General features: G+C 54.6%; 11 protein-coding genes. 4 read left to right on the top strand and 7 right to left on the bottom strand.

The window, feature by feature from the left end:
- Nucleotides 1-56 precede the first annotated feature (56 nt).
- Both rnk and C0039_RS06210 read right to left on the bottom strand, forming a co-directional pair.
- The gene (gene rnk / locus C0039_RS06215; RefSeq protein WP_076001820.1) at nt 57-467 is read right to left on the bottom strand and encodes a nucleoside diphosphate kinase regulator; all 411 of its coding nucleotides are present in this window, start codon (nt 465-467) and stop codon (nt 57-59) included.
- 225 nt (nt 468-692) lie between these two features.
- Nucleotides 693-2,069 (bottom strand): MFS transporter, encoded by a 1,377-nt coding sequence (locus tag C0039_RS06210; RefSeq protein ID WP_207796383.1) that lies wholly within the window; start codon nt 2,067-2,069, stop codon nt 693-695.
- 325 nt (nt 2,070-2,394) lie between these two features.
- Between C0039_RS06210 and C0039_RS06205 the strand changes: the two genes are divergently transcribed.
- From C0039_RS06205 to C0039_RS06190, 4 genes are all read left to right on the top strand, one after another.
- Complete coding sequence (locus C0039_RS06205) at nt 2,395-2,751, top strand: MliC family protein (protein WP_165787050.1); 357 nt, start codon at nt 2,395-2,397, stop codon at nt 2,749-2,751.
- Between the two features lie 215 nt (nt 2,752-2,966).
- Nucleotides 2,967-3,545 (top strand): rubrerythrin, encoded by a 579-nt coding sequence (rbr, locus tag C0039_RS06200; RefSeq protein WP_101517593.1) that lies wholly within the window; start codon nt 2,967-2,969, stop codon nt 3,543-3,545.
- A gap of 124 nt (nt 3,546-3,669) precedes the next feature.
- The gene (gene cls / locus C0039_RS06195) at nt 3,670-5,109 is read left to right on the top strand and encodes a cardiolipin synthase (protein ID WP_101517592.1); all 1,440 of its coding nucleotides are present in this window, start codon (nt 3,670-3,672) and stop codon (nt 5,107-5,109) included.
- Nucleotides 5,110-5,273: 164 nt separating this feature from the next.
- Entirely contained in the window at nt 5,274-5,990 is a 717-nt protein-coding gene (locus C0039_RS06190) for an SDR family NAD(P)-dependent oxidoreductase (RefSeq protein WP_101517591.1), read from the top strand.
- A 153-nt stretch (nt 5,991-6,143) separates the two neighbouring features.
- On the opposite strand, the gene C0039_RS06185 is transcribed toward C0039_RS06190, so the two are convergent.
- The 5 genes from C0039_RS06185 to C0039_RS06165 form a co-directional block, all read right to left on the bottom strand.
- On the bottom strand, nt 6,144-7,631 hold the full coding sequence (locus tag C0039_RS06185; protein ID WP_133125953.1) for a DUF5666 domain-containing protein: 1,488 nt from the start codon (nt 7,629-7,631) through the stop codon (nt 6,144-6,146).
- Nucleotides 7,632-7,804: 173 nt separating this feature from the next.
- A complete protein-coding gene (locus C0039_RS06180; protein WP_101517589.1) occupies nt 7,805-9,136 on the bottom strand; it encodes a sensor histidine kinase in 1,332 nt (443 codons plus the stop codon).
- Nucleotides 9,126-9,800 (bottom strand): winged helix-turn-helix domain-containing protein, encoded by a 675-nt coding sequence (locus C0039_RS06175; protein ID WP_101517588.1) that lies wholly within the window; start codon nt 9,798-9,800, stop codon nt 9,126-9,128. Before C0039_RS06175 ends, C0039_RS06180 begins: the two co-directional genes overlap by 11 nt.
- Before the next feature lie 62 nt (nt 9,801-9,862).
- Nucleotides 9,863-10,165, bottom strand: coding sequence for a PepSY domain-containing protein (locus C0039_RS06170; RefSeq protein WP_101517587.1), 303 nt, complete (start codon nt 10,163-10,165; stop codon nt 9,863-9,865).
- Between the two features lie 130 nt (nt 10,166-10,295).
- Complete coding sequence (locus tag C0039_RS06165; RefSeq protein WP_243391565.1) at nt 10,296-11,141, bottom strand: pirin family protein; 846 nt, start codon at nt 11,139-11,141, stop codon at nt 10,296-10,298.
- Nucleotides 11,142-11,165 lie beyond the last annotated feature (24 nt).

Genomic DNA, 11,165 nt, shown 5'->3' with positions numbered 1-11,165 from the left:
GATAGCAGCGGGTAATGGCAGGCTATAGGCCCAAAGAATTAGGCGAGTAATTTCCCTTAGCGATGAAATTCGCCAGCGCGTTCCGGTTGATAGATCACCTCTTCCAGACGAACGTTTATCGTGCCACCGCCGGGCTTTGGCCACTCGATGTGCTCACCGGCAGACAGGCCCAACAGAGCGCTACCGACCGGGGCCAGTATCGAGATCCGTTCGGGACTGCCATCTATGTCCTTCGGGTATACCAGCGTCAGGCAAAATTCTTCACCTGATTCAAGAGCAAAACGCACTTTACTGTTCATGGTTACCACATCGGGCGGGATCTCCCGGGACTCAACAACCTCGGCGCGATCAAGCTCCATCCGCAGCTCGTTCTTACCCGGGAAAGTGGTCGTCGGAAGCGTATCGAGAAGCGCCTCCAGTCGATCCAGGTCCTGAGAGGTTAAAACTATTCTTGGCTGCTTATCCATCAGATTTTCTCGCTAATCAGTTAGTCTGAACCGTTCCAACACGGCCAGTCTTTAGGGCGACCAGATGGTCGCCGAGGGGCATAGTATACATAAGGAATTGAAGGCTGGAACGATAAACACAGGCCTTTTCCTGCTGAGCGGAAACTCTCTCAGAAGTGCCCTTTTCCGCACGAGACAAGGATGTTCCAGGTGATCAGCACGGCCTTGATAGCAAGCGATCCCCGATCATGCCCCGTCCCCTTTTGCGCCGTGAGCTGTACTATCGCCGCTGAAATCTGCACTGTAGTCTCGCGCCTGAACCTCGTCCAGCCGCGATGCCGCCAGTACAGCCAGCGCGGCCATCAATGCGAACAACGCCAGCACTACGCCAATACCCAACCACTGAGCAATGACGCCGAAAACCCCACCCGCCAGAAGAATCAGTCCAATCACTGAGTTACTAAGCGCAGTATAGGTGGCGCGGCTATCGAGATCAGCCATATCGACTACGTGGACCGAGCGGCCAAGCCTTACCCCCTGGTGAGCGATGGTCAGCACAAAAAGCAGTACCGGCAGTATGAACGCCGACTTCAATTGCTCGGGCATCAACAGCGCGGCACAAGCAGCGGCGCCATTGGCCATTGTCGCCAGCGCTGCCGCCACCATCAGTACACGACGACTGGATTGATCGGCTAGTCGCCCCCATACATAGGAGCTCGCCAGACTCGCCGCCGACGACGCCAGCATGAAGAGTCCCAGCGTACCCAGCCCGCCAGATTCGTGGTCGCCGCTAAGCGCAATATAAAATGGCGGCGCAAGCGCTGTGGACAACAGCAAGGCGCGGGCCACAATCAAGCGCTGCAGACGTACATCGCGTTGCAACAAGCCAAGCTGTGAAATGACAGCGGCAAAACCATCCATACCTCCTGCGGTCGCGCCCGGATATTCACGGATGGAGTGAAACACCATGGCGGCGGCAAGCCACAGCAGGCCGCCGAGGATCACAGCGGTGGCAACCACCGGTACGCTGAGCGGGATCCAACCGGTAGAATAGCCTAGCGCCAGCAGCAGCGTAGCGGCGGCCGCGATGCTTCCTGCAAACCCGCTAACTGAACCACGCCTGCCTTTGTCCACGGTTTTGGCAAGCACATCCTTGTGACTGATCGAGCACAGGCTGCGGCCAAGAGCGAACACCGCTATGAGTCCAACCGCGAGGCTTCCGGCCACGGTCCCAGAGAGAGTTAGTGCAACCACACCGGTACCGACAATTGCCAAGCCTTGCACAACACAGCCAACAACGTAGACGGTTTTGCGAATAACCAGCCGTCGGATACGCGCTGAGATCAGCAGCTGTGGCAGCATCGCCAGCGCTTCACGCACGGGCACCAGCAGGCCCATCGCCCAGGTGGGAGCACCAATAGCGTCAAGCAACCAGGCCAGCACCAGCTTGGTATCGGCCAGGCCCTCGCCCACTTTGGTCAGGCTCAGAGATACTACATGCAAACCGTAGTTGCGCGGCTGCTCTCGACAGGCTGAGTCCGGCAAGTCGCGACAGACCTGCGCCAGTTCATCGTCATCAACCAAGACAGCATGCGAGCGTGCATAGTCGGTAAGTGTGCTCACGGCGTGTTCAACCTCGTACTAACGTTACTGGTGCCAGGGCTGCTCTTGCATTCTGTGGCGGCCGGCGACGGCCAAAGAGTGTGAACCATGCGTATTAATACTCAAGGAATGAGAATGTAGACGACAGTCCAGCCGACCACATTGCGCAACAGCCCGCCCTCTTCAATTGCGTGCTGCCATTATAATGACCTTCCTCGGTCCGGGACCAGCCTCAGGCCCAGGCCCAGGCCCAGGCCCGGGCGAGAGCAGACCACCTTTCCAGGTCAGATTGGCTATCGGCAAGTTGCACGCATATACTGCCATTTTCACATTGGAAGGATACACAATGCGAAACCGCATTCCGGGAATCATCGCGCTTACCCTCTGCGCCTGCGCTGGAGCGGCATCGGCCGGGATCACGATCTCATTCCCGCTAAAAACCGGCAGCACGGACAAAGTAAACTCAGCGAGTTACCTGTGCGAAGAAGGCGAGCCTTTATCCGTTCAGTATGTCAACTCGGGTGTGAATTCACTCGCTTTCCTTACTATCGAGGGTGAAGAGCGAGCCTTCGTGAACGTCATATCAGGATCAGGCGCGCGCTATGTATCGGGCCAATACGTTTGGTGGGTCAAGGGCAGTAACGCGACGCTGGCTAATGACATGGTCGAAGACAGCATGAAGAACTGCCGCCTGCAGGAGTGAAACCTGTGCTGGCAGTAGTGAATACCCTGATCTTGCAGGGCCCTTGACCCAGAAACGCACCTCCAACTTCTACGGTTGCGGCGTTGGGGGGCCGGCGCCATACCTGTTAATGCTTTGGAAGATACGCAATTATCCTCGCCATGCTGGACTTTTGCATAGCCAGCCCTCCATCCACTAAACTGTTATCGTAAAGTACGTTCTATAGGAGAATTCCAATGGGCAAAAGTGTCAAAGGTACACAAACCGAAAAGAACTTGCTCGTCGCGTTCGCAGGCGAATCGCAGGCAAGAAACCGCTATACCTATTTTGCCGGAGCCGCAAAAAAAGAGGGTCTGGTGCAAATAGCAGACATATTTGAAGAGACGGCAAACCAGGAAAGGGAACATGCAAAACGGTTCTTTAGTTTTCTGGATGGTGGGGATGTTGAGATAACGGAAACATTTCCAGCGGGCACCATCGGAACAACGTTGGAAAATTTGCGTGCGGCCGCTGCAGGTGAAGAATACGAGTGGACTGAAATGTACCCAACCTTTGCGAAGGTCGCCAGGGAAGAAGGGTTTAAGCAGATAGCCGCTGTCTTTGACGCCATTTCAATCGCAGAAAAGCAGCATGAGAAGCGATTTAAGGATCTTGCTGACAACCTCGAGTCTGGAAAAGTCTTCAAGCGTAACGGAAAGGTTGTATGGCGCTGTAGAAACTGCGGATATCTTCATGAAGCAGAGGACGCCCCTGAACTATGCCCTGCGTGCTTGCATCCCCAGGCGCACTTCGAATTGTTGGGGGAAAACTGGTAGTTCGGCTGCACACTTGCATAGTCACCCTGTCTGCCCAACTGGCAGACAGCGGCAAAGCGGGCGGACTTGACCAGTAGCAGAAAGCAAATATGGAGGCATCACCAATCAACCAGCTTGGCTCGTCTTGCTGATTCAGGGGCTAGCAGCCGCTCACGCGCTGGTCGTGGTCGTTTTTTCGACCCGGGTCCTGCTGCGTGATGACCTCTCCTCGGCCGCCAGGCTTGCCTGGTTTTTGGTCATGTTGTTTGCCCCATACGTGGGCGCTGGTCTTTACCTGCTGTTTGGGGAGATCAGTATCGGGCGAACTGTCCACCAGCGGCACGACGAAATCTTCGCGAAACTACACCTTGTGGCATCGAACTCACTGGGCAGTTGTGATCAAAACCTCGACGGTAATGTCGAGACTGAGTATCAGACTGCTTTTCGGGCTGCATCAGTTGATGGTTTTGGGACGACACTGGGAAATACAGCCGAGTTGTTACCCGACGCTACGACTGCACGATCGCGACTCATCGAGGACATCGACTCTGCAACAGAGAGTGTGCAGTGCCTATACTACATCTGGTTGGCAGACAATACGGGAAAAAGCGTTGCAGAAGCTCTGACACGAGCGGCCAGGCGTGGTGTTACCGTTCACGCGATGGCTGACGGACTGGGTTCCCGGAAATTTGTTCGTACAAAGTACTGGCGCGAGATGCGAGATGCGGGCGTCAAGCTCTCTGTCGCCCTGCCAATAAAGTGGGTTGTAGATACAATACTCTTTAGCCGACTGGACCTACGTAACCACCGAAAAATTACCGTGATCGACAGCCATATCACATGGTGCGGAAGCCAGAACTGCGCGGACCCCGAGTTTCTGGTGAAGGCGAAGTACGCGCCATGGGTTGACATCATGTTGCGACTGCAGGGACCCGTCGTCGCCCAGAATCAACTGCTATTCATATCTGACTGGTTGCTCAACTCCGGCGAGGCTGCCCCCGAGTTCCACGACAATCAGGCGACGGCATTGAAAGGGGGTTTTCCAGCTCAAGTCTTCGCCGACGGCCCCACCGATCGTCGTGGAACAACGCCTCAATTGTTTGCCACACTCTTGGCGCTGGCCAGGAAAGAAGTGGTCATCACTACGCCCTACTTCGTTCCGAACTCAACAGTCCTTGACGCGATTTGCGCCGCTGCTATTCGGTCCATTGACGTAACGATGATCTTTCCCAAACACAACGACTCCTGGATTGTGGCCGCGGCCAGTCACGGCTATTACCGCCAATTGCTGGAACACGGCGTTAACCTATTTGAATACCGTGAAGGCTTGCTTCACTCCAAGACCTTTACAATCGATCGCAAGTTGTCGCTCATCGGCTCAACCAACCTTGATCTTCGCAGTTTCGACTTGAACTATGAGAGCGATATTTTGTTGCGCGATGACGAGATGACCCAGCTGATCTATGCTCGACAAGAAGAGTACATTGCCCAATCTGACCCGGTGACGCTGGACGATGTCAATGCATGGACCTATCAGCGCCGAATCTGGAACAATGTGGTTGCGACAGTCGGTCCAATTCTCTAGAAGGTGACGCATAGCCGCTACTGCCTCCCGGAACCTGAGTCGATAATTCAAGCTTTGTATGTGATCATGATAACCAGGGGTCGGCTCCTATGCTGTCGAGAGCAGGCCCCTGAAGCAACTCACAGCGCGAAAGCCGACATTGAACTAAACGAAGGGGAACTGCCATGTTTCGAATAGATGGACGTACGGCTCTTATCACTGGCGGCACGCGCGGGATAGGTGCAGCCATAGCGGACCAGTTCACTGAAGCGGGCGCTAACGTTGTGGTTGCAGGGCGACGACCCGCGGAGGGCCATCACCGTAGCGTCTCGTTTGATGTTAGCGACGACAATGCAGTTGCAGCCGGCGTCGCTGAAGCGCGCGAGTTGCTCCGTGGCCGAATAGATATTCTGGTCAACAGTGCTGGAGTACTGAGCGAAGCTGCTGTAGTCGACATGTCGCCTGATATGTGGAACCAGACACTGGCTGTGGATTTAAACGGCGTGTTCTACGCCTGCCGTCACGTCGTGGCGGGAATGATTGAGCAGCGCTGGGGGCGAATCATCAACGTCGCCTCTCAATTGGGCATCAAAGGCGCGCCGTCGATGTCGCACTACGTTGCGGCAAAGGCAGGTGTGATCGGATTTACCAAATCGCTCGCCCTTGAGGTGGCCAAACACAATGTTCTGGTCAATGCCATCGCACCCGGCCCGATCGAGACAGACATGGTGGCCGGTGTCACGGATGAATGGAAGCAGGCAAAAATGCTGGAATTGCCTCTGGGTAGATTTGGCCTGGTGGAAGAAGTCGCGCCCACTGCACTCCTGCTGGCGAGTGACCCGGGCGGAAACCTCTTCGTTGGCCAGACTCTCGGCCCCAATAGCGGTGACGTCATGCCGTGAGGCGCCGCAAGATCAGTTCTCCTGAGACGCTGACTTATGCATATAAAGAAGAACCCACCCCCTGAGTGTAGAGGTTAACATTAGGAAAACATAATATATTTCTCAAAACCGCTGGAGGGCGAGCACCAGACCAACCGAGGCGCCAAGTGCAACCTAGTTGCTACCGCCCTTCAATTCAATCTCTCGAACAATAAGCGTGCTACCGTTCCATTCTCCTTCCGCTTCTACAATATCGCCCTCACCTACTGACAGAAAGAACGTTACCTGGTCCGATACACCCGGCCCTTCGAAATCGGTTGTGACATCGGTTGTTGCTGCGACTTCAAGTATTCGAAGCATTGGGTTACTGATAGCTGTGGCAGGGCCGGTGACTTCGTAATCAGTATCAGTGGTGATCTCCACCTTTGCTGCCACCAGCGCGCCCTCCGCATCGACTGAAGAGAAGCCCTCTACCTCGATCATTTGACCGGTAGCGATATCAGCGAAATCAAGTGGGGCGTTATTAGCGCCTTCCATTCGCGTTGTAGGAGTGACCATCACTGTGACCCCCATTATTACTAGAGACCGCGCTGCCGGGTCTACGGATTCTACTGCACCGGTTAACGAGTAGGCTGCGGTCACCTGGTCGGTCAGGAACTCAACCTCAGTTGCCACCAGTACGCTTTCTGCATCCAGCCGGCCCTCCACTTCTACATAAGCACCCACTACGACATCGCTGGCCATGCCCTCTTCATATTCAGTAGCTGCGTCAGTACGCACTATGCGCGAGGCAACGCTAAACTCTGTGTTTGATGTGATGGAGGTGATTTCTCCTTCCACAATAGCCAGGTCACCTTCAACGCTTTCAAAGCTCCGGTTCGATTCCAACTCGACCTGTTCCGCCATGAGTACACCGGCAGAATACACACTGCCTTCAACCTCAACCCAGTCGCCAGCCGCGGGAGCAGCGCTGAAAATCTCCAATGTGGCGTTGGCGTAGTCCACTGTAAGTGTTCCAATGTTGAATGTCTTATTCACGTCATCCACATCACCAATTGCTCCGCGCACCTCAAAGTCGTCGCTGGCATTGTCCAGCTCAATCCTGCCGGCGGTAACATTCCCGGAAGCATTGCGCTGCCCGGAAACCTCAATGAAATCACCTTCTGTTAACCCGGCCAGTTCATTTGGCACAATATTGCTGGCAAACACCGTCAGCTTGTCCACCTGTACGACCTGTCCCAGTACCTGCATTGTGCCAGCGTCGAGATCGATAGAATTGGCCTCTATGGGCCCCTCTACGAGGTTATCGATATGAATTGCAGTAAGCGCCAGCGTGGTTCCATTGTCGCTACTGGTGCCCTGATAGCGAATTCGCTGGCCCACCCGTAGGTCAGACAGTCCGGCAGGTTCGTCGTCTATTGTGACCCGCAGGTCGGCGTCAGATACGTCAAACTGTTTTGTGCCCACAGTCAGCGTAGCGCCAGAACCCGAGTATTGCCTGACGATGCCCTCTCCTACAACGGTGCTGGGAGAAGGAACCGGCACCACCGGGTCCGGGTTGCCGCCACTTCCGCCGCTGCTATTTCCGCTGCTGCCGCAGGCGGCAAGACCTATGCAAAGCACGGCGGCACCTATCAACCTGAAGAATCCTTTGTTAGACATGTTCACCTCATATACCTCGTAAATAGTGATAATTTACGATGATACAGAGGCGAGGTTACGCGCGTATTTCTGGAACTATACAGAACTGTAAGCTTGCTTGAGCGCCTCAGAAAACACCTCGCATTGCCCGGGCAGCCCCCCGTAGTAAGCCAGGTGTGCGACAGGGCCTGGATTTATGTTCTTTTGAATAAAATCCTGACCGCCAACCCCGGAGCGTTGTCGGCTAATTCCATAGCCGCCCCGTGGCGCTCTGCAATTCGCGCGGCAAGACTCAGCCCGAGGCCGCTTCCGCGACTCTGCCGGCTGCGATCCACCTGGAAGAACGGCTTCAACACTTCGCTACGCAGCGCCTCAGAAATGCCAAGCCCGTCGTCAGCAACCACAACCTCAACACCTTCGGCTTGTCCCATTGCTGAGATAGAAATAGCGACACCTGCGCAATTATGGGTTATCGCGTTTTCGATCAGATTCGCCAACATTTGAGTTATAAGCGCTTTGTCACCCTGAACAACAAGGCCACTGGTGGCGTTACAGCTCAGCTGCTGTCCATTGTCCTCGGCGATAGCGCTGTAGGTCTCATGCAGGTTGGCGATCAGAGTGGAAAGATCCACGGGCTCTCTCTCTATGCCTGTGGAACCAGATTCCATTTCGGCAATTCGCATCAGCGCGGCAAAGGTGCCCATCGTTTCTTCCAGTGTGCAAATCGCCCGCTGCAGAAGCTCATTTGCTTCTTGCGGCAATTCCAGACCTTCGAGTTGATCCAGTTGTTGACGCAATCTGCCCAGCGGTGTCCGCATATCATGTGCAATGTTCACTGACACGTTCTGCACATCTGCTACCAGCTTCTCGATGCGTTCCAACATCTTGTTGATTGTTACTGCCAGTTGCTCGAAGTCATCCCCGACACCGAGGAGCGGAATCCGGGCCGACAACGATTGTGCACCCACCTGCTCGGTAATATTGCGTAATCGCTCGACCTGCTTCAAAAATCTACTGCTTAAAATCGCCCCTGCCGCAAGGCTGAAAAACAGCACGGCGGTTATCATCAAGCCCGTTGAGCGCTTAATTGCGCCAGAAAACTCAGATAGACCACGCGTGCTCGCGGCCACACCAAGCCGGAAACCTCCTTCCAAGGGCGTGGTCAGCAGTAATAATTCAGGGGCATTGGTTCGGCTTATATAGCTCCACCCAGCGATGGGGGGCAGTTCAATGCGGTCGAATACGGTAACGCCCTGGTCATTGACCAGCGTGTACTTCAGTCGCGAATTGGGGGCACGCTCTCGCCGCTCAACGATATCGTGACGGAGTTCATCCGAACCGCTATCGTAATAGTCGCCCAGTAGCTGGGCTGTTTCACTGATGATATGGTCGCGTAACTCACGCTCCATACCTGCACTGACGGTATAGTAAATGAAAGCGCTCAGCAGTAACGTGAATACGGTGAAGACCAGCGTCGACAGGGCCGCGAATTGAAAATTGACTGTTTTTAGCCATCTAATCGCCATTGGTAATCATGTACCCGGCGCCGCGAATCGTCTTGATCAGTTCTTTATCGAAACCTCGATCGACCTTCGCCCTCAGTCGGCTGATGTGTGTCTCCACAATATTGGTTTTGGGGTCGAAGTTGAACTCCCATACATGCTCCAGCAACATGGTGCGGGTCACGACATTGCCTTTATTTTTCATCAGGTATTCGAGTAACCGAAACTCCGTTGGCAGAACCGCGATTTCCTGGTTCGCACGACGAACCGTCCTTTTCAGCAGATTGATCTCCAAATCCCCAACCGAGAGGCTATCTGGCGTTTGCCGTAGCTGGGGTCGGCGGGTGATCGCCTCAACGCGTGCGCGCAGTTCCGCAAACGCAAAGGGCTTAACCAGGTAATCGTCGGCCATTTTCAGGCCTTCAACTCGATCGTTGAGATTACTGACAGCCGTTAGAAAAATGGCGGGAGTCGTATCACCCCCAGCGCGCAGCATTGACAGCACTCTAAAGCCATCAAAACCGGGAACCATTCGATCCAGTATCAGGGCATCGTAGTCGCTTTCAGCGGCGAGCATTATCACATCTTCACCGCGCGAGGCGTGGTCTATAATATGGCCGTCTTCTCGAAAACCCTGCAACACATACTCTGCAGTGTCGGGATCGTCCTCAAGCAGCAATAAACGCATGGGTATCCTTGGCGTGAACCCGCCGCATAATCAGCGGCGGATTCCAGCAGTATCGTTAGCTGTCAATTTTTGTCCTCGCGCACCCCGAGCACCTCACCCGTTTCGGCGCTGACTCGTACGTCATAAACCACGCCATCGCGAACAAGCGTAACCTCAAACTCAGGTTTAAAGCTGTCTTCATCGATACCGGCTTCGATGGCCGTACCCTCATGCGCGGATTGTGCATGCTGAATCGCTTCAACCAGCGTAATCTTCGCCCCGGCTATCGCTCGCACTTCATCCTGATCAGCCATTGTCAGCCCTGAGAATGCGAGGGTAAATGCTGCAATACTGAAAAGGCTAACGTTCTTGATTCGAGTAATCATACCAATAATCTCCTGTTGCTTTGTTCCGTAGTCAGCTTATCTGACAGTGTCCAGACTACGCGGCAAGTGATAACAAAGGCATTACTCAAGCTATACAAAATTGTAATCTATTGTGGGCGCCTCTGAATGACTAACCGGGTGAAGACACCAACAGCTTTCCTTGCTGATAATCACGGATGGCCTGTTCGGTTTCCTCGGGGTGGTTCATTACAAATGGACCATACTGGGCAATAGGCTCTCGCAAGGGCTCGCCGGACAACACCAGCGCCTCAAAGCCGGCCTCCCCGGCCCGCAGTGTCAGCGCGGCGCCGCTCCCGTAAACGCCAAGCTGCCTGGTGTTCAGCTCCGTACTCTCTCCAGCGTAAACAAACACCAGTACACGCTCGTATTCACCCACGTCCAGAACCATTTCCTTTCCGGCTGACACGGATACATCGGCGAGTAGTGGCCTGGTAGTCATGACTGGCAGTCGGCCACTGAGCAGTTGGTCTTCAATCGTAACCTCGCCTGCTATAACCCGAACCTCGCCCTCCTGTTTGTCCCGAGTGCACGCGATCTCTGCACTGCGAATATCGCGATACGCCGCAGGCTTGAGCTTGTCGACTGCAGGCAGGTTCAGCCATAACTGAAAGCCATGCATCAGACCCTGTTCCTGCTCCGGCATTTCCGAGTGCAATACGCCCCGTCCAGCGGTCATCCACTGCACATCGCCAGGCCCTATCACACCCTCATTGCCCATGTGGTCGCGATGACGCATGCGACCAGCTTTCATGTAGGTGATGGTCTCGAATCCACGATGTGGATGCTCGGGAAAACCGCCCATATAGTCCGCCGCCGAATCGGAGTTGATCTCATCGATCATCAGAAACGGGTCCAACACCGCATGCATCTGAGCTCCGGCAATGCGATTTATCTTCACCCCATCACCATCATGGGACGGCTGCGCCTGATACACCTGCAACAATTTCCTGTTCACGTAAAACCCCCTTGCGCTGGCACG

The sequence above is a fragment of the Pseudohalioglobus lutimaris genome (assembly GCF_002866825.1).
Lineage (GTDB): Bacteria > Pseudomonadota > Gammaproteobacteria > Pseudomonadales > Halieaceae > Halioglobus > Halioglobus lutimaris.
This window is presented reverse-complemented; position numbering and strand designations above follow the sequence as displayed.